Below are 21,343 nucleotides of genomic sequence, written 5' to 3'. Positions count from 1 at the left end.
AGTGGACAAGATCACTTGGAAGAGGAGTCTACGAATGGCACGCACGCTTTCCGACGTTCAACGTGACGTGGATGAGTTTATCTCGCAGTTTGAAGAAGGATATTTTCATCCCATGACCTTGATCGTGCGGCTGACCGAGGAGTTGGGAGAATTGGCGCGAGAAGTCAATCACCACTACGGAGAAAAAAAGAAAAAAGCGACGGAACCCGAGGGATCGATCGCTTTGGAACTGGGAGATATGCTTATTGTCATGGCGTGTCTTGCGAATCGACTCAACCTGTCTCTTGATGACGCACATACGGCCGTCATGGAAAAATTTCGGACGCGCGATGCGAACCGCTTTACACGAAAGGATGTCAAGCAATGATCCGAACCGCCGTGGCGGGACCGCGAGGGAAGATGGGACGCGAGACGGTGCGCGCGCTTATGCAGGCAGAGGATATTGAATTGGTCGCCGTCATCGACCGCAGGGCAACGCTGCACGAGATGCAAATTCCCGTCTATGAAGATCCGCTACAGTGTTTTACGGAAGAACGCGTCGATGTCTTGGTTGACTTTACACACGCAGACGCGAGTCGCGCGATCCTATCGCGTGCAATTGAGGCAGGTGTGTCTCCGGTCATCGGAACGACCGGATTTCGCGACGACGAACTGAAGGCGTATGACTACGCACTAAAAAATGCCAAACTCGGCGGTCTGTACGTTCCGAATTTCGCGATCGGAGCGATTCTCATGATGCAAATGGCAGAGGTCGCATCCCGCTATTTCAACCATGTAGAGATCATTGAATACCACCATGAACAAAAGCGGGATGCCCCGTCAGGTACGGCTAAACGCACGGCAGAACGCATAGAACACGCGTTTGATGCGCGGGATCTGCACCGTGAAATTCCTATCCACAGCGTTCGTATGCCTGGCTTCATCGCTCATCAAGAAGTCATTTTTGGCGGCGAAGGCGAACGACTGACTATCCGTCACGACTCGATGTCACGCGAGAGTTTCATGCAAGGCGTTTTGCTGGCGGTAAGAAAAGTCAGGTCGCTTTCCGGCCTTACCATCGGACTCGATCACCTGCTGCGTTAATGAAGATTGGCTTATCAGGGGAGATGGCATAAAGAATGCGCATTGCGCTTGTTGCCCACGATGCAAAAAAAGAGGATCTCGTCAACTTTACGATTGCCTATGAACGCTTGTTTCAAGGTCACGAATTGTACGCGACAGGCACGACTGGCAAGCGCATTCTTGAAGCGACGAACCTGCACATCCATCGTTTTCAAAGCGGACCGCTTGGCGGCGACCAGCAGATCGGCGCGCTCATCGCCGAGAATCGATTGGATTTGCTGATTTTTCTGCGCGACCCGCTACTCGCGCAACCGCACGAACCAGACATCATTGCTCTTTTGCGGCTGTGCGACGTGCACGCAATCCCAGTCGCCACAAATGTCGCAACCGCAGAAATTCTCATACGCGGGCTTTGGCGCGGAGATTTTCTGTGGCGCGACGTAGTCAAGGAAGAGCAGGAACGTGCGGAGGGAGAAGCGCGTTGAGAATCGGCATAAGCTGTTACGCAACGCTTGGCGGTTCGGGGGCGGTTGCCACAGAGCTTGGAAAAGCGCTCGCAGCCCGCGGACACGAGGTGCATTTTATCGTTTCCGGGATCCCGTTTCGTCTCGGGCTGTATCAGGAAAACATCTTTATTCACGAAGTCGAGACGGCAAGCTATCCTGTGCTTCACTCATCGCCAGTAGATCTTGCACTCGCCGCCAAGATGGCCGATGTCATCAAACACTATGACCTTCAGATCTTGCACGTCCATTACGCCATGCCTTATGCCGTGTGTGCGTTTCTCGCGCGCGAGATGCTCTACAATCACCCTGTGCGCATTGTGACCACACTGCACGGAACGGACATCACGGTGCTTGCAGAAGATCCACTCCTGCGCAGACTGATCCGCCTTGGCATCGAAAGAAGCGATCTTGTCACGGCTGTATCTAACAGTTTAATTGAACAGACCATTGAGCTGTTTGGCCCGCGCCAGTCAATGATCAAGATCAGCAATTTCGTCGATCTCCAGCTCTATAAGAGGTCGACAAAAAATGAGTGGCGAAAGCGCTTCTCGCCAAACGGCGAAAAGGTGCTCATGCATATTTCTAATTTTCGTCCAGTAAAACGCGTGAGTGATGTGCTAAAAACGTTTTTTAAGGTGCGCGAAACGCTTCCTGCCAAACTGATCTTGATAGGAGAAGGTCCGGATCTTGACGCGGCGTGGCGCTTGAGCGAGGAGATGGGCATGGCGCGCGACATTCACTTTCTTGGCAAACGCGATGAAGTGGTGGCGCTTCTCTCTGCAGCCGATTTGCTGCTGTTGCCGTCGGAAAAAGAAAGTTTTGGCTTAGTCGCTCTTGAAGCCATGGCGTGCGGCGTACCTGTTATCGGATCGCTTGCAGGTGGCATTCCAGAAGTTGTCGAACACGGAAAAACTGGTTTGCTCTCCCCGATTGGCGATGTGGATGACATGGCCAAAAACGCGCGCGCACTGTTGACAAATGATCGTCTGTGGAGTGCTTATTCGCGTGCGGCGCGCGCGCGCGCGGCGCAGTTCTCGGCAAGTGAAATCGTCGCTGGCTACGAACGCCTTTATGAGTGCTTGATCGAGAGTTCTCAATGCCTGGAAGAAGCGGAAAAAGGGAGTGCATAACGAGGCATGGATAAGCTTGACGCAAGCGTGATCGAGCGCGATCTCAAACGGATGAGAGAAGGCGGGCGCGCATTGCGCGAAGGCGCTGTACTCGTTTTTCCATCTGTGACATCAACCAATGACATCGCGCGCGATACGATGCTGCACGATCACCTATCATGGGTTGCCATTCTCGCAGAGGAGCAGACCGCGGGGCGGGGCAGGCGCGGGAGAAACTGGATTTCTCAGCCGGGAAATGGGCTTTTCTTCTCTTATGCGCATGCGATTCAAGGTGTGGTGATTCCTGACGCCTGGCCGCTTTTGGTTGCGCTGTGCGTGCGGGACACACTGGCAGAGTTAGTCCATAGTGAACTCACCGTAAAGTGGCCGAACGATATTCTCGCCGAGGGAAAAAAGGTGTGTGGCATTCTCACAGAAGCGCGTCAGCTTGCCGACCGCGCCGTGATGATCACAGGTATCGGCGTCAATGTGCGCTTAGATCTTGAGCGCACGCCAGAGGATGTCAAAAACCGCGCCACATCCTTTGAGACACTCGGCGAAACGGTGGATAGAAACCGTTTGGCCAGCGCCCTGATCCATGCGCTCACGCTGCTAAAGCGCGATGTGGCGGCAGGACTTCGCTTTGGCGATCGCGTCGACGCGTATCGCGCTTCGTGTGAGACGCTTGGCAAACACGTGCGCGCAGTGCACGGAAACACGGTTTTAGAAGGCGTCGCGGAAGCGATCGACGAACACGGGACGCTTTTTATGCGCGACCGCACAGGAAATCGCCATGCGCTTTTCAGCGGAGAAATCGTCGAAACCGCGCCGCTTGAAAGGATGAGAACTTCACCTTAATGATGAGTGAGGGGGTTAAAAACCATGGCACGTTCTGCACGTCACACAACGCGAACACTGCGCGCGATGAAACAAAAAGGCGAAAAAATCGCGATGGTTACTGCCTATGACGCGAATCAAGCCCGCATGGCTGAGGACGCTTTGATGGATGTCATCTTGGTCGGCGATTCGGTCGGCATGGTGATGCTCGGGTATGAGACAACCATCCCGGTGACACTCGATGAGATGATCCATCACGCAAAAGCGGTTCGCCGCGGAGCGCAAAACACGATGGTGCTCGTCGATCTTCCATTTGCCACGTACCACGGCGATCCACAGGAGTCACTAAAAAATGCGATGCGCGTCATGCAAGAGGCGCACGTCGACGGATTGAAACTTGAAGGTGGGCGCGAGATCCTGCCGCATGTGGAGGTTTTGATCCGCGCTGGAATCCCCGTTTGCGCGCACCTTGGATTAACCCCACAGGCTGTATTGAATCTCGGTGGCTACCGCGTTCAAGGACGCGATAAAAAGGCGGCACAGCGGCTGCTTGATGATGCGCGCGCACTTGAAGCAGCAGGTGCTTTCATGGTGGTACTCGAGTGCGTGCCAAACGATGTGGGCGCGCTCGTGACAGAGCAACTCGTCATTCCCACCATCGGCATCGGCGCCGGCGCTGCGTGCTCAGGACAGGTTTTGGTGTATCACGATTTGTTGGGCATGCATGGTCAAGACACTGCCAAATTTGTCAAATCGTATGCGGCGCTTCACGAGGTGGTGCACAGCGCACTTGTTGCCTACAGAGATGAGGTCAAGCTAGGCGCGTTTCCGAGCGCCCAGTACACGTATGAAATTCACGTCGATGAACTTGATCAACTTTATGGCGGCAAGGAAAGGGGCTCTTTGCGTGAAACGGATTGAAACCGTAAAGGATTTGAAAGAGGCGCATCCCCAACACATGTCAATCGGTTTTGTTCCAACCATGGGTTTTTTGCATGAAGGCCACGCGTCTCTCATACAGCGCGCGCGCGCAGAGAATGACACGGTGATTGTTTCCATCTTTGTCAATCCGCTTCAATTCGCGCCCCATGAAGATTTTGACCGCTATCCGCGCGACATTGAACGCGATCTTGAGATCTGTGCATCTCTTGGCGTCGATCAAGTATTTACGCCGACGGTAACAGAGATGTACGGAACCGAGCCTGTCCTTACAACGGTTCACGTGCGAGAACTCGGCGATCATCTCTGCGGGGCGAGCCGCAAAGGGCACTTTGACGGAGTCTGTACGGTCGTTTCCAAGCTCTTTCATTTGGTACAACCGACGCGCGCTTATTTTGGAAAAAAAGACGCGCAACAGTGGCGAATCCTAAAACGGATGGTCACAGATCTCTCGATGCCTGTCGAAATTGTTCCGTGCGAGATTGTGCGCGAAGCAGACGGACTTGCGCGCAGCTCGCGAAATGTTTATTTGACTGCAGAAGAACGCGCGCGCGCGCCACTTTTCAACAAGACCCTGCGCGAACTGCACAAGGCACTTTCCCCAGGAAAACCCGTAGCAGACCATCTTGAAAAAGGGCGCGCAAAACTGGAGCAATCCGGCTTTCGTATTGACTATCTAAACGTTTATGACAATGAAAAATTGACGCCGCTGATTTGCGCACCCACGCAGGGGGAGTGCCTGATTGCCGGTGCGATTTACATAGGAAAGACAAGGTTGATCGACAACCTTGAATGGCATATCTCTTCCTAATCAAAACGCAGTCAATTCACCGATCCACATGAAAGACACCGCCTTGAATAAGGGGACACCCCTTCGCGCACATTGGACGTATCACGATTCCACGCGCAAGAGGCGGTGTCTCTATGATGTTTGAGGAAGATTGCAGGCGTTTTAAAGAAGAAATCACGCGAATTTCACAAGCCATGAAAGAAGCGGACGACACAAAGCGTGCGGCGCTTTGCCGCACACTTCGCGCATATCAAACCTTTGAACGGCACATGCTCGCTTGGTGGGTTGCGCGCGATGAAGAAATTGAGGCGCTGCTGCGCGATAAAGAAACTGAGGCAACACCGGTTGCTGCCTCAGAGCAAAACGTGGGAGACCCAGAAGAAGAACACGTTTTTGAATTGGCGAAAGACATGGGAAGCGCGCTCACCAGCGAAGATGGACTCAAGCTATTTCGCAGAGGTATGGGTTATTTTGAACTGCTGATGTTTGAAGACTCTCGTCGCGTCTTTGAACAAGTGCTGGAAAGTGATCCTCTCCTGAATGTTGCGCGGCTGTTTCTTATCTATAGCTGCATTGCTCAAAATGATGTGCCAAACGCAGAGGCGCACCTCGCGCATTTCAAGAGCACGGTCTCCGATCCACTCCTGATCGCCGCGGCAAAAGATGCGCAGGCGGAACTCTACGTTCGCGCAAGACGCATTCCTGAAGCGATTCGCGAATTGACCGATGTGGTTGTAGCACGTCCGAAGGCATGTGACACATGGGTCAATCTTGCGGTATGCCACGCTCACGCAAAACAGTGGGGTGAGGCGCTGCACTGTGCGCGAAACGCTGTATCAATCGATGAGGCAGACGGCTTGGCCTGGCGCATCATCGGCAATTCCTGCGTTGGACTCGGACGCCTAAACGACGCGCGAAACGCGTTGATTCACGCCCGATCACTAGGGAGAAAAGAGCCGCAGCTCGATATTGAAATCGGCTTTCTTTCGCTTCGGCTCAGACGCTTGCAAGAAGCGCAGGCGCATTTTTCAAAGGCGCGTCATTTTGCACCTACATGGCCAGACGCGATGATCGGGCTATCAAAGATCGACCTCCTGCGCAATCAGCCTGACGCGGCATGCGCGCGACTCAAGGCTTTGTTGACAGTGCAGCGAGATCACGCACAGGCCACGCTTCATCTTGGTTTCGCATACATGGCAAAAAAAGACTGGAGTCAAGCGCTGCGTGTGTTTCAATCGGTTCGTCCGGATGCTGAAATCAACGTACTGCACGCGACAGGCATGGCGCGCGCCTTCACAGAAAAAGGTGATTTTGCAGCTGCCCTAAAACAGCTCAGCCATGCGCTTTTGCGCGCCGCCGCAAATGAACGCGCAGATTTGATGTATGAACTTGGGCGAGTTCATCTTAAACGCGGTGACACACAGCAAGGACTTCGCAATCTGCGGGTTGCCCTCTCACTGCGTCCATCCCTGCGCGCCGCCCACGCACTTTTAAAGGCACATACACTTCCTTCAGGACACATGATTACCCCATAGGATAGGCACCGCTCCTGCGGCTTAAATGGCGTTCTGCCATTGACAGGCGCCATCCATTTCTCAGATACTGAATGAGTCATCTTCAGATTTGAAGGAAGTTGCTAGCAGGAGGGCCACGTTGTCCAATTATCAGATCGCATACGCGTGGGACATAAAGCGCTCCATGATTCCCACCCTTGCGTTGTTCGAAGTACCACACGAAGCGCCGCGCACACTTACAATCGGCGCAAAGTATGACAAAACAAAGCGACTCTACCACGTGAAACCGATCGAGCAGTCTGTCGATCTTTCTTCGCTATGGGAAAAAATGGTCTCTGTTATCGGTGATCGTCCTGTCTTTTTTTCATCGTACAAAAATGCGCATGCGCAACTCGGCACCATCCTGAAAGAGGCGGGGCTCACCTTTTTACCGTTTGATCAAGTCATTGATCTATCTTGGATCAAGCACGCTCTATCGGGTGTTGCACATCTTTCTAGAAAACCACAAAAGGGCATGTCGCACGTGGCGATTGCCGATGCGCTCGCTTCGCTCCCTGAGTCAACATTTGCCTTATACAGCAAAAACGCGCGCACAGCTGCTGAGCGGGAATGGTTTGCCCACATCGCAGATGCAAGAATCTTGCGCACAGCGCGCTTTGCACAAAAAATGATACAAGGTCTTTCATTTCGCAATCTAGAACCGATTGAACGCGCTTTTGAGCGCGAAGATGAGAACACAACAAAGCGTGAAGAAGAATCCCTCGCAGATCAGGCAGAAGTCATCCTTTCAGAACGTTTGCCCGCGCTCCACACATTTTCGTATGAATCTCGCCCATCGCAAAGAGCGATGCTGCGAGCTATCGCGCATGGACTGCAAAACGACGAGCATGTCGTCGCAGAGGCGGGTACAGGAACGGGAAAATCGCTCGCCTACCTAATTCCAAGTCTTCTGTTTGCGGCACAGGGCGGTAGGCGAGTTGTCGTGTCCACGCATACGCTCGCGCTGCAAAAACAATTGATTGAAAAAGACGCCGTAAACGCACTGCAGGCCATCGATCAGGAGATCAGCGTCACTGTCATGAAAGGTCGCAATCAGTATCTCTGTCTGCGCAAGGCGGCCCATGTCATCCGCGAAATACCTTCACGGCGCGAGGACGATCTCACTTTTGCGCTGCAAACGGCGACATGGGTTACACATACCGAGACGGGTGACCGCGAAGAACTATCGCTAAGCGCCGAACACGGCCATCTATGGCGCGAAGTGCAAAGTGAAACCGAAAGCTGCATCGCGCGCTCCTGTCCATTTTTCCGCCACTGCTACTACTATCGCGCACGTCAAAAGGCCGCTTCCGCCGCAGTGGTAATTACCAATCACGCACTTGTGTTGTCCGACATCCGCACAGACCATCGCGTTCTTCCTGGATATGACTACCTCATACTTGATGAAGCGCATCACCTTGAAGAACTCGCGACACAACACTTTGGCGCTGAAGTGAGCGAACGGGAAATCCGTCGGATGTATGAGCGGCTAAACGCATCCCGCGGCGGCATCCCCGATCTGCTGCAAAGTCTGCGCGTTCGCGAATCGTCAGGCCACACAGAAAGCACGCCCTATCTCAGTGTCTTGACACGCCTGCAAGACAGCATGCGCCAAGCAGTGGATGCGTTTCGTGACGTGGTTTTGCACGCCAAAAATGTATTCCACCGCGACGAGGCAGAACAGCGCATCACAAAGGACTTGCTGTTATCGCCTTCCTACGCGCCGCTCACCCAATCTGTGTTGGCACTTGGCGACACGCGCAGCGGGCTTGAGGCAGCCCTTCGCCAATACGATAACCTCTCCCCGAGCGAAGATCTCGATGAAATGCTCTACGGTCGCATGCAAGATGTTTTTGGTCGCGGGACAGAGTGGCTTCACGCGCTGGAAGTCGTCGCCGATGTGCTGTTGCTGCAAAAAGGCGAGGACGCGTTTGTCTCCTGGGTGACTGCGTCAAGGCGCCCGCATGGGACGGATTTGACGTTTTCGATCGCCCCACTCTCTGTGCGCCACCTGTTGTTTGATCATCTCTTTGCAGTCAAACGCGCAGTGATTGCGACCTCAGCCACACTTCGCAGCGGTGGAACATTTCAGTACTTTCTCAATCAAACTGGCCTGGCGCTCGTCGATCCTCCGGCACGCGTTAAAACCATGGTCGCGGCTTCGCCCTTTGATTACCGGGCAAATGTGCTTCTCTGTCTGCCAAACGACGGACCCGCAGTCGATGATCCTGCCCATTTGACGTATACGGCGCGCTCCATTGAGTCGATCGTCGACGCGGCAAAGGGGCGCACACTGGTTTTATTCACGTCTTATCAGATGATGGTCGAATGTGATCGATTGGTTCGGGCAAACTTGGAACAGAAGCGTTTGGACCTCTTGACGCAAGGGCGGGAGGGAACACAGCGCCACGCGTTGATTGAACAGTTTCGCGCATCAGAGCGCGCCGTCTTATTCGGAGTGCAAAGCTTTTGGGAGGGAATTGACATTCCCGGCAGCGCGCTGAGTTGTATGGTCATCGTGAAACTTCCTTTTGCCGTCCCTTCACACCCAGTGATCCAGGCGCGCTCCGAGCACATCAAAAAACAGGGATTAAACCCGTTTGTCGTCTATCAGACACCACAGGCTGTCATTCGCTTCACGCAAGGATTTGGCCGCTTGATCCGCTCTACAAGCGATCAAGGCGCAGTTTTCGTACTGGATCGACGGATCGCCGATAAACCGTATGGCTCAATCTTTTTAAAGGCGCTGCCAAATCCGACCATCGCACGCGGTTCACTATCTGAATTGATCGGGCAGGCGCGCAAGTATTTTATGGCGAGGTGAGCAATGATCAAAACCGTGGCGGCAATGCTCATCACGTTTGGTTTTCTGCTCTCATCTGCTAATCTCGCCGTCGCAAAAGAAGACACGCGACAGATCATCGCGACTCTCACGGTGCAAGCCGCCCCTTATCCGCTTATGACTTTGACGGCGGAAAGCGGCGGTACCGTGCTCTTTTTGCCTTTTTCAAGCGTCGGCATACTCGCCAAGCGTCTGCTCGCGCAAGTGACCGTTCCCCAATCCTCGCAAGATGCGCGCACACTGGTCGTCTATGCGATTCCCGCTTCTTTTTGCACCGCCAAATGGCAAGGCGTGCTTTTTTCCATCAGGCAAAAAATGAGGTGCCATCGACTGCTTGCCGTTTATCAAATGCCAGTGCGTCAAGCTGAAGACCGGCAGATCACAGCCGTCGATTCCCGCAAAATCTATACTTTGGCAAACGGCTTTACGCTATCGCTTCATCCATTGCAAACGGCAGATGGCAAAACACATGTTCACACAGGTCTCCTGCGCGTTTCCTATCGCTCTTTTACGATCGGACTCTTGCTGCCGACGCAGATGAGTCCACACCCTTGGCCGGATGACCCGGACATCTTGATCCTGCAGCCATCCATCTTTCCGCACGCGCGAGATCAAAAACTGCTGGACGTTCTTGATCCGAGCGCGCGCATTGTCCTTGATGAAGGATCGGCAAAAAACACTGATACAGGAGCGCTGATCGAACGCCTCAGGGAGCACTGGGGAGATGTGTACCGGGTCACCAAAAGAAACCCATTGGTTCTTACAATCGATCTCCATCATCTCATTCTGCCCATGAGCCGCTCCCAGATCGTACATTCTTGATCGTCCGCGGTGTCTGCGGGTACATGCCTGTGGTAGACTAGGAGGGAAAAAGGGACTGGCAGGGGGATGAACATTTGAACGCAAAAAAGGCAATCATCGGAGGAACAGGCGTCTATGATCCAAAGCGTCTGAAAGACCACCAACAACACACGATCGATACACCCTACGGAAATGCAGTTTGCACAATCGGTGAATACAGCGGCGAGCCTGTCGTTTTCTTGCCGCGCCACGGAGAAGGTCACCATCTTGCGCCGCACCAAATCCCGTATCGCGCGAATCTCTACGCGCTGCGTGCACTTGGGGTCACAGAAATTTATGCCACCGCGGCTGTCGGAAGCGTGCACAAAAACCTTTTGCCGGGATCCCTTGTCATCGTCGACCAATTTTTGGATTTTACGAAATCTCGGCCGCTTACGTTTTTTGAAGACGGACGCCCTGTCACTCATGTCGACATGACCGATCCGTTTTGTGGCAGACTGCGAAAAAAACTTGCCAAGTCTGCCGAAGAAAAGGAACTGCCAGTGGTTTATGGGGGAACTTATGTCTGCACAGAGGGACCTCGTTTTGAGACGCCGGCTGAGATCCGTATGTTTGACAGGATGGGCGGGGACGTCGTCGGCATGACTGCGGTCCCGGAGGTTGTGCTCGCAAAGGAACTCGGCATGTGCTATGCGTCTGTCGCAATGGTGACAAACTACTGCAGCGGAATCACGGGAGATGTACTGACACACCAAGAGGTGCTCGACGTGATGGCAAACAATGTCCACCGCATTCGCGATCTCTTTTTTCACACACTGCTCGCGCCGGACCACAGTGCTTCATGTGCTTGTCAGACGGCTGCACAATCCATGAATGCGTAAAGTGGGGAGGGGGGAATGACATTGAAAATTTTGATCCACTCGACCCAATACCTTGATGGCACGGGTCGCGAAGCCGAAAAAGGATATATCGTCATACACGGGGATCGCATCGCTGAGATCGGTCCTGGCGATTGCCCCCACTCGCGCAGTGATTTTGATCAGACGATCGATGGAACGAATCGTCTCGCGATGCCGGGTCTTGTGAACGTGCACGGACATGCGGCGATGTCTCTTTTGCGCGGTTTCGCAGATGATATGCCACTGCATGCATGGCTCAATGACCGCATTTGGCCAGCCGAGGCAAAACTTTCCCCGGAAGACATCCACCTTGGCGCACAACTCGCCATGCTAGAGATGATTGAGACGGGGACGACAACGTTTACGGACATGTATTTTTCGATGGATACGGTCGCAGAAGCTGTCTTGTCATCAGGAATGCGCGCAGTGCTCGGACGGGGAATCGTTTCCGGCGATGGCGCAGGGCTTGCGCTAAAAGAGGCAGAAGCACTTTATCAGGCGTATCATGGAGCAGGAGGCGGGAGAATATCGATTGATCTCGCGCCGCACGCGCCTTACACATGCACTGCAGATACGCTAAAAGAAGTGATGGCGCTCGCCGAAAAACTTGATGCGCCACTGCAAATTCACGTATCTGAGACGCGCAAGGAAGTTTTAGATAGCCTGCGTGAGCACGGCGTGTCACCTATTGCCTATTTACACCAACTCGGTTTTTTTGCTTTTCCTGTCACCGCAGCGCACGTTGTGCACGCGGATGAAAAAGATCTGGATATTCTCGCAGAGCGCGGTGTGCGCGTTGCACACAACCCAGGGAGCAACTTGAAGCTGGGAAGCGGCATCGCACCGCTGCTCGCCATGAGAGAAAGAGGAATTATTGTCGGTCTTGGCACGGATGGCGCTGCGAGCAATAACAAACTTGATCTTTTTGAAGAGTTGCGTCTGGCGGCACTATTGCATAAAGGTACCCATGAAAATGCGACGGCCATTGACGCTGGCACCGCACTATCCATGGCAACCTCACAAGGCGTCAAGGCGTTGTTTTTGGATGAGCGGATTCATCCCAATCTTGGCACGCTGTGCGTCGACGCGCCAGCCGATTTGATCCTGCTTGATCTTACCAGTCCGCGCTATGTTCCGCGCCACAGGCTGCTCGCACACGCCGTGTACAGCTCGTCGGGATGTGACGTGACGGATGTGTTCGTCGCGGGACGAGCGCTTTATCGCAACCGCGAATTTATGACGATCGACCAAGAAAAGGTGCGCTTTGAGGCAGAGCGCGTAGGCGCCAAATTTCACACGGACACATCGTTTTCGGCTCATTCATGATAACCAGTTCCAGACGGAGCGGTAGAGCGTGATGACATCCTCGCGCGCTTCATAATGCGTATCAAAAAGCGCGTCAGGCATGCGATCATCAGAAACGTCAGGATCTGTCGATGTGATGCGTTCGCTCATGCGCGATCATCCTCTCACGTATGGTAATAAGGATAGTATCACCGCGAAACGCATCGCCATGAGAGCATCATCTACCACCACACGTTGAAAGAGGAACGCCTACATGCATTTGTTGATTACAAACGATGACGGAATTTACGCACATGGGATTCGCGCACTTGCCACAGCGCTGGCAGAGACAAAACGGCACCGTGTGACTGTCGTCGCGCCAGATCGCCAACAGAGCGCATCGAGCCACTCCATAACGCTGCATAAGCCGATGCACGCAAAATCTGTAACGCTTCCACACGGAATCGAAGGCTACGCGGTCAACGGTACGCCCGCCGACTGTGTCAAACTGGCGCTCGGCGCACTTTGTGAAAAGAATCCACCAGACCTTGTGTTAAGCGGGATAAACCACGGCGCCAACCTGGGCATGGACATTGTGTACTCGGGCACCGCTTCTGCAGCGTCAGAAGCAGTCATGCACGGCATTCCTGCGATCGCGATGTCTTTGATTGATGAACCGTTTGATTTTACCGCGAGTGTGCAGATCGGTTTAGGGCTTGTCGATCTATTCCATCATCAGAAACTGCCGCATGATGTCTATCTCAACGTGAATATTCCTCCGGGGTCGCGCGAAACGCTAAAAGGCATACGCGTCACCAAAACAGGAATTCTCAGATACAAAAATGCGTATGAAAAAAGGGTTGATCCCTTGGGAAGAACCTATTACTGGCAGGCGGGACAGGTTGTTCAAATCGAGAATGAACCTGACACAGATGTGTACAGTGTTGAACGAGGCTATGTGAGTGTGACGCCCGTTCATCTTCAATTTACAAATTCAGAGATGGTTGATACACTCAAATCATGGCCATTTCAACTTTGAAGGGGCAGCTTGATGGAACGCGCCGATATGATTCTTGCGACCAAAGACGTCGCGATCTCAGATGACTTGTACCAATTGATTGATTTCCTTAATCGCACACTGAAGGATTTGGATGTCATTTTTGGCCTCTCCAAATCAAAAGTTGAAGAAGGAAAATACACTGTTACGATTTACCGAGCGCACGAATGAAACGATCGATCATATGGGGATTCGTCGGTTTCTTTGTACTCGTCATGCTTTGCGCTGCCTCTGCCGTGGCCTGGATATACCCCAGGCTATCCGCTGTAGACAGCCCGAACGTGCGGGCGGCGCAACTCGCACTAAACCACACGGCGCTTTCGCGCGTTACGGCCGTCAAATGGTTCACGGGCGGTGCATTGTCACAAACCGTATATGGTGTAGACGCAATGGGGAGACCACTTGACGTCTTTGTTTATGGCAACGCGACCATCCCCGTCTATGCGAATTCACTGATCGCACCAAAAAGGGCGGTTCAAGCGCTCACCGCAATAGGGATCCATCCTTTGTCAGTGCTGACGGTTTCTCTTGGCTACTGTCGCGTCGAACCGTATCTGAAACAAACGAATGCGATCTATTTCGTTTCGGCAAAAACGCCAGATGGCCGCTACGCGTTTGCGTATGTCAACGCGTACACTGGCGCGCTTCTTTGGCACGCAACCGCAACGGTCAACCATCCTTATCTTGCGTGATCAAAGATGTCCGAGTGATATGGAAGAAGTGTGCGAGTTTGGACGAGATTGCGCATCGTGCAAATGATCGTCTCATGCTATACTGCTACTAGTTTCGTTGTTGCACGGATCGCGATTTTACAGATGTTTTTAGGTCGTATCTGCAGCTTCGAGTATTCCAGCGCTAAAAGGGGGGCGTATGCATGTCACGCATTCGGATCGTGCCCACCGTCTCTGCGCTGATTTTGACATTTGCGCTTCTTTTTGGCGGTTTCCAAATCTATCGCACGTACGATCTCGTCCAGCCACTGAAATCACAGCTCACACATATCGCATCCGTGCAATCTGCATCCATCGACTTGACCGGAAGCGCACCCGTGATCGTCATAAAGCTCGGACTGGTGAGTGACCTTCAAACAACGTATGATCAGTTGCAGTCCATCGTTTCATCTTCAATTGGCACACCTTATCAAATTGTGTTAAAAGACCATCGCACTGCGACGCTTTATCGCGATTATGAAACACTGCAACCGATTTTGTACCAAGGCCTTGCTCACGGCATGTACACGACCATGATCGCGAATCTGCAAGCGTCAGCTGCAAAATTGCACGTTCAAGCGCGCATCACAATGAATGCGTCCGATGTATTCCTTCAGTTCCAACAGGGTTCGTCATATCTCTATGCCATTGTGCCGTACTCCACAAAATTCTCGGGGGCGAGCGGTCTATGAAAGAATGGTTAATTGGCGCCGGAATTGCACTCGTTATTTTTTTGGAGTTGCTCGGCATTCAAATCTTGCCGCTCCTCTTTATCGTCGGTCTCGGTTTTGCATTTTATACGTTGATGGGCAGACGTCAAGTCGCACCGACCGGATCGAAAGAGACGGCGATTCGCCATCAGGTCAATTTCGAGCATATCGGCGGGCAGGAACACGCAAAGCGCGAGTTGATGGAGGCGCTCGATTTTCTTCGCTATCGCGATAAAATCCGCAAGCTAGGCATACGCCCGCTAAAAGGCATTCTTTTGACAGGGCCGCCGGGAACGGGAAAAACGATGATGGCCAAGGCTGCCGCGACCTATACTGACTCAGCGTTTGTCTCGGCGTCCGGGAGTGAGTTCGTCGAAATGTATGTCGGCGTCGGTGCGCAACGCGTGCGCGAATTGTTTCGCAAGGCCCGCATGAGTGCAAAAAAAGAAGGCAAAGAGAGCGCGATTGTCTTTATCGATGAAATTGACGTCGTCGGCGGTCGGCGGGGGATGCACAGTCACCAGGAGTACGACCAGACGCTCAACCAGCTCCTCACCGAAATGGATGGCATGCAGACAACGCAGACACCGATGGTGCTCGTGATTGCCGCGACCAACCGTTCTGACATCTTGGACAGTGCACTTTTGCGCCCGGGACGGTTTGACCGCCAGATCCGCGTGGACCTGCCCGATCGTGAGGGGCGTCTTCACATCTTACGCATCCAGGCGAGCGACAAACCACTCGACGCGGATGTGGATCTTGAACACATCGCGCGTGAGACGTATGGTTTCTCTGGCGCACAGTTAGAGAGTCTATGCAATGAGGCGGCGATTATCGCGCTGCGTGAAAATGCGCCGACAATTCGCCAGTCTTATTTCCGCGATGCCGTCGACAAGGTGCTCATGGGTGAAAAGACCGGGCGCATACCGACTGAAGACGAGTTGTTGCGTGTAGCTGTCCACGAATTGGGGCATGCGATCGCCTCTGAAACGATGCGCAAAGGTTCTGTCTCTCACATTACAATTGCACCGCGCGGCAATGCGCTCGGCTTCGTGCGACAGATTCCAGAGGCAGATTCTTATCTCTACACGAAGGAACAACTCGATCAACAGATCGTCGTGGCGCTAGGCGGAGCGATCGCAGAAGAGCTGATCTTCAACAATCGCTCGACAGGCGCGCAAAACGACTTTGTTCAAGCGAGTCGACTGGCTAAAACGGAAGTGATGTGTGGACTGAGTCGAATCGGAATTGTGGCAGAAGAGCATTTGCCCGAAAACATTCTTGATGAAGAAGTTCGTTTTATATTGGCATCGATTGAAAAACGGACAAAAGAAGTGCTCGACCCCTACGCGAACGAACTCGAGTCGTTTGCGCGCCATGTGGTGGAATGTGAGAGCATGGATGGCAGCGAGTTTCGCGTATGGCTTTTACAGCGCGCCGAACTGGAAGCGGCAAGCGGTCAGTAATCTGATTTATAAGGCACTAAAACCATGGGCGCAGCGTGTATGGCTGCGTTCTTTTTGTTGCGCTCGTTTCTAGACGGTTGTCATTGTCCATTGTAAAATAAGCAAGGATATGTGAGTGAGTATGTAGAGGAGACGATTCTGTTGGCAGTGATTCGCATCGCAGATTTGCGTGATCATTTAGGAGATACAATAACGATCAAAGGGTGGCTGCATCAAAAAAGATCTTCTGGAAAAATCATCTTTTTAAAACTTCGCGACGGAAGTGGTTTTGTCCAGGGTGTACTCGCAAAAGGGGATGGATCTGACGACGTCTTCACGTTGGCTCAATCCTTGACCCAAGAGAGTTCCATCATCGTTCACGGCGTTGTGCAGCCTGACCAGCGTGCAAAAGATGGTATTGAGCTTCAGATCAAAGATCTTGAACTAGTCGCGCTGACACATGATTATCCCATCACCCCCAAAGAACACGGCGTTGATTTCCTAATGGATCATCGCCACCTCTGGCTGCGCGCGCCAAGACAGCGCGCGATCTTAAAGATCCGCGCAGAGATCATTCGCGCGATTCGCCAGTTTCTAGACCGTCAAGGATTCACTCAAGTGGATCCACCGATTCTCACACCTTCTTCGTGCGAGGGGACAACCACGCTTTTTCACACGTCCTACTTTGATGAAGACGCGTATTTAACACAGAGCGGACAACTCTACATGGAAGCGGCTGCCATGGCGCTCGGCCGTGTCTACTCCTTCGGTCCTACCTTTCGCGCCGAAAAATCCAAAACACGTCGACATCTTATCGAATTTTGGATGATCGAGCCGGAAATGGCCTATGTAGAACATGATGAGAGTGTCGCCATTCAAGAAGCGTTGATCTGCGCGATTGTCGATCATGTTTTGACTCATTGTGAGCAAGAACTGCTCGTCATTGGACGCGACATCTCAAAACTGGAGCGAGTCAAAGCGCCTTTTCCGCGTATTTCATACGACGAAGCGGTCACATTTTTACAATCGACAGGCCAAGAATTCACGTGGGGAGACGACTTTGGCGCACCGGATGAGACAAAAATTGCCGAGGCGTATGATCGACCTGTCTTTATCGAACGCTATCCTACCTCACTGAAGGCATTCTACATGAAGCCAGACCCGAATCGCCCGGAGGTTGTCCTTTGTGCAGATCTGTTGGCTCCTGAGGGGTATGGTGAAATTATTGGTGGTTCACAGCGTATTGATGATCCTGAACTGCTCTTAAAACGGTTTGAAGAACATGACCTGCCAAAAGATGCCTACGCCTGGTACCTAGACTTAAGAACGTACGGCTCCGTGCCACATTCAGGGTTTGGACTTGGACTCGAACGCACTGTTGCCTGGATCTGCGGTCTTGAACACGTCCGCGAAACCATCCCGTTTCCACGTCTGCTGTATCGCCTCTATCCCTAAAGGGGAAGGCATCCTTTTAACATACTCTCCAAAGAAGAATCCCAGAATGCATGGGAGAATGGTATACTTGCTTAAGGAAGGGGCGCAAGCGATGAAAAAATTTTTGGATCAAGCGCTCAGTGCCTTGGAGCAACGTCATGTCAATTTTCCCTATGAATTGCTAAAAACCTACAATGCTTTGGGCTTATCGGACATCGATATGATGGTGATTATCCATATTCTATCTTATCAGCAGATCGATCACGCATTTCCCGATCTCGATCGTCTTGCAGAGCGAATGAGTCTCACGGCGGATGAGATCGCCGTCACGATTCAACGACTGATTGTGGAGGGGCATATTCAGTATGTGGAGCGCATGATCAGCATTCGGCCACTCCTTGAGCGAATGATTGGGATGCATCAGGAAGAAGAAGCATCTCTCGCAATTTTTACTCGATTCGAGCAAGAATTTGGCCGTTTGCTGTCTCCGCTGGAATATGAACAGATCACGCGCTGGCTCAATGAAGATGGGTATAAAGAGTGGCTGATCATAGAGGCGCTTCGCGAATCCGTCCTGTCTGGCGTGTTTAACTTTCGCTATGTTGACACGATTTTGCGAGGCTGGGCGCGAGCAAACATCAAAAGCGAAAAACAGTTGAGCGAATATCGAAAAACATACCGAAAGCGCTCAGAGCCAGAAAAAGAGCGTACCGCGCAGAGATCACCGCAAACGACAAAATCGACACCGCGCGCAGTTCCGGCCGTTCAGACTGGCAAATACAAGCGATTCTATGAGTTGTTTGAGAATCGCGAAGAGACGTCCGTCGCGCGTACCGATACAACAAAATAACAGATAGACGGTAGCATGGCGTCTCGCGCCGCCGTCTGCGCGAAAAAAGAAGCGGTCGCGCCATTTTTTCAAGATAGATTGTACGATTAAGGTAGGGTGCTGATCTCTATGAGATGGAAGCGTGTCGTCGTAAAGGTTGGAACGAGCAGTCTGACTGATGAACAGGGTATTTTGAACCCCGCTAAACTCCAGCATGTCGTCGATGCGTTGATGAGGTTCAAACGTGAATCCAATGCGCGCATCGTACTCGTGTCTTCAGGCGCGGTAGGGGCGGGTCTTGGAATCCTTGGCTGGTCCCGCTCCACAATGACAATGCCGGAAAAGCAGGCGGCAGCCGCCGTGGGGCAGGGGAAGTTGCTCTCTCTTTATCAGACACAGTTCGATCGCTACGGTCAGCACATCGCGCAGATTCTGTTGACTCGCTCTGACCTTGATGACCGACGTCGCTATCTCCATGTGCGAAATACGTTTGAAACCCTGCTCACACATCATGTCATACCGATCGTGAATGAGAATGACTCTGTTTCAGTCGATGAAATAAGGCTCGGAGATAACGACTCTCTCGCGGCACAAGTGAGTCTCTTGACAGAAGCTGACGCCATGGTCTTACTGACAGATTGTGATGGGTTGTACACATCTGATCCGCGGATTGACTCGCGTGCAGAGCGCATCGCGCGCGTAGATCGAATTGACAAATACATCCTCATGCGCGCAGGGCAGGCAGGATCAACGTCCGGCACAGGCGGGATGAAAACCAAACTGGCAGCCGCACAGATTGTCACTTCAGCAGGAATTGAGGCCGTCATCGCAGATATTCGACATGCGGATCACCTGCTCGAATTGTTGACGAGCGATCAATTCGGAACCCGTTTTTCCTCCCAATCCCCGAGTCTTGACGCAAAACGCGCGTGGCTAAAGCATTCTTCTCGCTCCATGGGGCGAGTTGACATTGACCAAGGCGCTCGCGATGCGCTGATCCATAAAAAGGCGAGCCTGCTCATGCCAGGTATTCTCTGCGTCGAGGGGAACTTTGAAACAGGCGCTGTGATTGATGTGCGAGCCGGAGGGAAGCCGATTGGGCGAGGGAGAACAAATTATGCCGCGCGTGACATCGCCTTGCTTCTTGAGCGCAAATCCTCCGCACAGGTAGAAGTGATTCATCGCAATCATCTCGTTTTGTTTACCGACGAATGGAGTGAGCCACAGTGAGTGACGTACGGGAACTGGCACACACTGCAAAACAGGCGGCTCGAATCTTGCGACGCTGCACGCCTGAGCAAAAAAACGATGCGCTAAAGGCGATCGCATACGCCTTGGAGCAGGAGCGCGACACACTTTTTGAAGCGAATCAACGCGATGTTTTGCAGGCACAAAAAAACAGCGCGCCACCTCACCGTATTGATCGATTGACCCTCCATGAAGCGCGTCTGCAAGAGATTATCAAAGGCGTACACCACGTCGCCGCGCTCCAAGATCCGGTGGGTGAATGCATGGAACAGATTGATCATGCAAACGGAATGAGAATTGAAAAAGTGCGCGTTCCTTTTGGCGTGATCGCCATCATTTACGAAGCGCGGCCAAATGTCACTGTGGATGCGGCAGTCCTCGCACTCAAATCAGGAAATGCTGTCGTACTGCGCGGTGGAACTGAAGCACAAAAGACAAACAAGGCGCTGATTCAGACGATGAGGCGCGCACTTCAAAACACATCCGTTCCAAGTGAAGCCATCCAATTTGTCGATGATCCAGATCGAAAAAGCATTGACGCTCTGCTGGGACTTCGCGGGTTAGTCGATCTGGCGATTCCAAGAGGCGGAGCCGCCTTGATCAAGCGCGTTGTTGAGACTGCACGCGTGCCCGTTATCGAAACGGGCGTTGGGAATTGCCACATCTATATTGACCGATTTGCAAATCCAGAAATGGCGATCGCAATCGTTCATAACGCAAAATGCTCTCGCCCATCTGTCTGCAACGCCGCAGAGACGCTGCTTCTTCATCGTGCCTGCATGGATACGATCCTCCCGCAAATTTTGAGCGACTTGACAGCCGCGCAGGTTGAGCTTCGACTGTGCAATGTTTCATACGATCGATTTATTGAGAAGTTTAAAGCGATCAAACGGGCGACAGAGAGTGACTATCGCGAAGAATTTCTTGACGACATCCTGGCCGTGCGGGTTGTCAACTCGATGGCAGAGGCAATCGCTCATATCGAAACCTACGGAACAAACCATTCTGAAGCCATCGTGACGGAAGACTCTGAACGCGCTGATTTCTTTTTAGCGAATGTGGATGCAGCAGCCGTGTATCACAACGCTTCCACGCGATTTACGGATGGATTTGAGTTTGGATTCGGTGCAGAAATTGGAATCTCAACACAGAAGATGCATGCCCGCGGCCCAATGGGACTTCGCGAGCTTACAAGTTATCAGTACCAAATCCACGGACAAGGTCAAACGCGATTGTGACAAAAAAGCCTGGAAAAAACCCTGGTGCGATTTATCGAGAATACGGGTTA

General features: G+C 52.5%; 22 protein-coding genes. 21 read left to right on the top strand and 1 reads right to left on the bottom strand.

Translation table 11 applies throughout. The annotated features are described in order from the left end of the window. Positions 1 to 34: 34 nt before the first annotated feature. The 12 genes from ATW55_RS04195 (at position 35) to ATW55_RS04140 (ending at position 12,664) form a co-directional block, all read left to right on the top strand. Positions 35 to 367, top strand: coding sequence for a nucleotide pyrophosphohydrolase (locus ATW55_RS04195; RefSeq protein WP_067712825.1), 333 nt, complete (start codon positions 35 to 37; stop codon positions 365 to 367). After that, complete coding sequence (gene dapB / locus ATW55_RS04190; protein WP_067712822.1) at positions 364 to 1,083, top strand: 4-hydroxy-tetrahydrodipicolinate reductase; 720 nt, start codon at positions 364 to 366, stop codon at positions 1,081 to 1,083. The genes ATW55_RS04195 and dapB overlap by 4 nt, the downstream gene beginning before the upstream one ends. A 35-nt stretch (positions 1,084 to 1,118) precedes the next feature. Further along, on the top strand, positions 1,119 to 1,547 hold the full coding sequence (gene mgsA, locus ATW55_RS04185) for a methylglyoxal synthase (RefSeq protein WP_067712819.1): 429 nt from the start codon (positions 1,119 to 1,121) through the stop codon (positions 1,545 to 1,547). Then, positions 1,544 to 2,698 carry an N-acetyl-alpha-D-glucosaminyl L-malate synthase BshA gene (gene bshA / locus ATW55_RS04180; protein ID WP_067712816.1) on the top strand — a complete coding sequence of 385 codons (1,155 nt, stop codon included), beginning with the start codon at positions 1,544 to 1,546 and terminating at the stop codon, positions 2,696 to 2,698. The genes mgsA and bshA overlap by 4 nt, the downstream gene beginning before the upstream one ends. Before the next feature lie 6 nt (positions 2,699 to 2,704). Continuing rightward, on the top strand, positions 2,705 to 3,535 hold the full coding sequence (locus ATW55_RS04175; RefSeq protein ID WP_067712813.1) for a biotin--[acetyl-CoA-carboxylase] ligase: 831 nt from the start codon (positions 2,705 to 2,707) through the stop codon (positions 3,533 to 3,535). A 24-nt stretch (positions 3,536 to 3,559) separates the two neighbouring features. Next, positions 3,560 to 4,435: a 3-methyl-2-oxobutanoate hydroxymethyltransferase gene (gene panB, locus ATW55_RS04170; RefSeq protein ID WP_067712810.1), complete on the top strand. Its 876-nt coding sequence runs from the start codon at positions 3,560 to 3,562 to the stop codon at positions 4,433 to 4,435. Further along, positions 4,422 to 5,264: a pantoate--beta-alanine ligase gene (gene panC, locus ATW55_RS04165; RefSeq protein ID WP_336433209.1), complete on the top strand. Its 843-nt coding sequence runs from the start codon at positions 4,422 to 4,424 to the stop codon at positions 5,262 to 5,264. The genes panB and panC overlap by 14 nt, the downstream gene beginning before the upstream one ends. A 113-nt stretch (positions 5,265 to 5,377) precedes the next feature. After that, a complete protein-coding gene (locus ATW55_RS04160; RefSeq protein ID WP_067712803.1) occupies positions 5,378 to 6,778 on the top strand; it encodes a tetratricopeptide repeat protein in 1,401 nt (466 codons plus the stop codon). Between the two features lie 118 nt (positions 6,779 to 6,896). After that, positions 6,897 to 9,620 carry an ATP-dependent DNA helicase gene (locus ATW55_RS04155; protein WP_067712800.1) on the top strand — a complete coding sequence of 908 codons (2,724 nt, stop codon included), beginning with the start codon at positions 6,897 to 6,899 and terminating at the stop codon, positions 9,618 to 9,620. A 3-nt stretch (positions 9,621 to 9,623) separates the two neighbouring features. After that, entirely contained in the window at positions 9,624 to 10,460 is an 837-nt protein-coding gene (locus ATW55_RS04150) for a hypothetical protein (protein ID WP_067712797.1), read from the top strand. Positions 10,461 to 10,534: 74 nt separating this feature from the next. Next, positions 10,535 to 11,320: an S-methyl-5'-thioadenosine phosphorylase gene (mtnP, locus tag ATW55_RS04145; RefSeq protein WP_067712794.1), complete on the top strand. Its 786-nt coding sequence runs from the start codon at positions 10,535 to 10,537 to the stop codon at positions 11,318 to 11,320. A gap of 15 nt (positions 11,321 to 11,335) precedes the next feature. Continuing rightward, entirely contained in the window at positions 11,336 to 12,664 is a 1,329-nt protein-coding gene (locus tag ATW55_RS04140) for an amidohydrolase (RefSeq protein ID WP_067712791.1), read from the top strand. On the opposite strand, the gene ATW55_RS16985 is transcribed toward ATW55_RS04140, so the two are convergent. Beyond that, positions 12,659 to 12,793, bottom strand: coding sequence for a hypothetical protein (locus ATW55_RS16985; RefSeq protein ID WP_268753359.1), 135 nt, complete (start codon positions 12,791 to 12,793; stop codon positions 12,659 to 12,661). The genes ATW55_RS04140 and ATW55_RS16985 overlap by 6 nt on opposite strands. A 103-nt stretch (positions 12,794 to 12,896) precedes the next feature. Between ATW55_RS16985 and surE the strand changes: the two genes are divergently transcribed. From surE to ATW55_RS04100, 9 genes are all read left to right on the top strand, one after another. Then, a complete protein-coding gene (surE, locus tag ATW55_RS04135; RefSeq protein ID WP_067712788.1) occupies positions 12,897 to 13,661 on the top strand; it encodes a 5'/3'-nucleotidase SurE in 765 nt (254 codons plus the stop codon). A gap of 12 nt (positions 13,662 to 13,673) precedes the next feature. Further along, entirely contained in the window at positions 13,674 to 13,850 is a 177-nt protein-coding gene (locus ATW55_RS15685; protein ID WP_082685524.1) for a YpmA family protein, read from the top strand. Further along, entirely contained in the window at positions 13,847 to 14,371 is a 525-nt protein-coding gene (locus tag ATW55_RS04130; RefSeq protein WP_067712785.1) for a hypothetical protein, read from the top strand. Before ATW55_RS15685 ends, ATW55_RS04130 begins: the two co-directional genes overlap by 4 nt. A gap of 182 nt (positions 14,372 to 14,553) precedes the next feature. Beyond that, entirely contained in the window at positions 14,554 to 15,081 is a 528-nt protein-coding gene (locus tag ATW55_RS04125) for a hypothetical protein (RefSeq protein ID WP_067712782.1), read from the top strand. Next, a complete protein-coding gene (locus tag ATW55_RS04120; RefSeq protein ID WP_067712778.1) occupies positions 15,078 to 16,565 on the top strand; it encodes an AAA family ATPase in 1,488 nt (495 codons plus the stop codon). Before ATW55_RS04125 ends, ATW55_RS04120 begins: the two co-directional genes overlap by 4 nt. Before the next feature lie 111 nt (positions 16,566 to 16,676). After that, the gene (asnS, locus tag ATW55_RS04115) at positions 16,677 to 17,999 is read left to right on the top strand and encodes an asparagine--tRNA ligase (protein ID WP_423742946.1); all 1,323 of its coding nucleotides are present in this window, start codon (positions 16,677 to 16,679) and stop codon (positions 17,997 to 17,999) included. Positions 18,000 to 18,090: 91 nt separating this feature from the next. After that, positions 18,091 to 18,828: a DnaD domain protein gene (locus ATW55_RS04110; RefSeq protein ID WP_067712775.1), complete on the top strand. Its 738-nt coding sequence runs from the start codon at positions 18,091 to 18,093 to the stop codon at positions 18,826 to 18,828. A 108-nt stretch (positions 18,829 to 18,936) separates the two neighbouring features. Beyond that, positions 18,937 to 20,037: a glutamate 5-kinase gene (proB, locus tag ATW55_RS04105; protein WP_067712772.1), complete on the top strand. Its 1,101-nt coding sequence runs from the start codon at positions 18,937 to 18,939 to the stop codon at positions 20,035 to 20,037. Further along, positions 20,034 to 21,293: a glutamate-5-semialdehyde dehydrogenase gene (locus ATW55_RS04100; protein WP_067712769.1), complete on the top strand. Its 1,260-nt coding sequence runs from the start codon at positions 20,034 to 20,036 to the stop codon at positions 21,291 to 21,293. The genes proB and ATW55_RS04100 overlap by 4 nt, the downstream gene beginning before the upstream one ends. Positions 21,294 to 21,343 lie beyond the last annotated feature (50 nt).

The sequence above is a fragment of the Ferroacidibacillus organovorans genome (assembly GCF_001516615.1).
GTDB classification, from domain to species: domain Bacteria; phylum Bacillota; class Bacilli; order Alicyclobacillales; family SLC66; genus Ferroacidibacillus; species Ferroacidibacillus ferrooxidans_B.
Note: the sequence above shows the minus strand (reverse complement) of the source record. Positions and strands in the feature narration are given on the sequence as shown.

Bases quoted from the DNA above. Each gene is read 5' to 3' on its own strand.
- mgsA (WP_067712819.1), top strand. From the start codon at position 1,119: ATGCGCATTGCGCTTGTTGCCCACGATGCAAAAAAAGAGGATCTCGTC.
- proB (WP_067712772.1), top strand. From the start codon at position 18,937: ATGAGATGGAAGCGTGTCGTCGTAAAGGTTGGAACGAGCAGTCTGACT.
- ATW55_RS04160 (WP_067712803.1), top strand. From the start codon at position 5,378: ATGATGTTTGAGGAAGATTGCAGGCGTTTTAAAGAAGAAATCACGCGA.
- ATW55_RS04140 (WP_067712791.1), top strand. From the start codon at position 11,336: ATGACATTGAAAATTTTGATCCACTCGACCCAATACCTTGATGGCACG.
- ATW55_RS04110 (WP_067712775.1), top strand. From the start codon at position 18,091: ATGAAAAAATTTTTGGATCAAGCGCTCAGTGCCTTGGAGCAACGTCAT.
- ATW55_RS04125 (WP_067712782.1), top strand. From the start codon at position 14,554: ATGTCACGCATTCGGATCGTGCCCACCGTCTCTGCGCTGATTTTGACA.
- ATW55_RS04130 (WP_067712785.1), top strand. From the start codon at position 13,847: ATGAAACGATCGATCATATGGGGATTCGTCGGTTTCTTTGTACTCGTC.
- dapB (WP_067712822.1), top strand. From the start codon at position 364: ATGATCCGAACCGCCGTGGCGGGACCGCGAGGGAAGATGGGACGCGAG.
- surE (WP_067712788.1), top strand. From the start codon at position 12,897: ATGCATTTGTTGATTACAAACGATGACGGAATTTACGCACATGGGATT.
- ATW55_RS04195 (WP_067712825.1), top strand. From the start codon at position 35: ATGGCACGCACGCTTTCCGACGTTCAACGTGACGTGGATGAGTTTATC.
- ATW55_RS16985 (WP_268753359.1), bottom strand. From the start codon at position 12,793: ATGAGCGAACGCATCACATCGACAGATCCTGACGTTTCTGATGATCGC.
- ATW55_RS04175 (WP_067712813.1), top strand. From the start codon at position 2,705: ATGGATAAGCTTGACGCAAGCGTGATCGAGCGCGATCTCAAACGGATG.
- ATW55_RS04120 (WP_067712778.1), top strand. From the start codon at position 15,078: ATGAAAGAATGGTTAATTGGCGCCGGAATTGCACTCGTTATTTTTTTG.
- ATW55_RS04150 (WP_067712797.1), top strand. From the start codon at position 9,624: ATGATCAAAACCGTGGCGGCAATGCTCATCACGTTTGGTTTTCTGCTC.
- ATW55_RS15685 (WP_082685524.1), top strand. From the start codon at position 13,674: ATGGAACGCGCCGATATGATTCTTGCGACCAAAGACGTCGCGATCTCA.
- panB (WP_067712810.1), top strand. From the start codon at position 3,560: ATGGCACGTTCTGCACGTCACACAACGCGAACACTGCGCGCGATGAAA.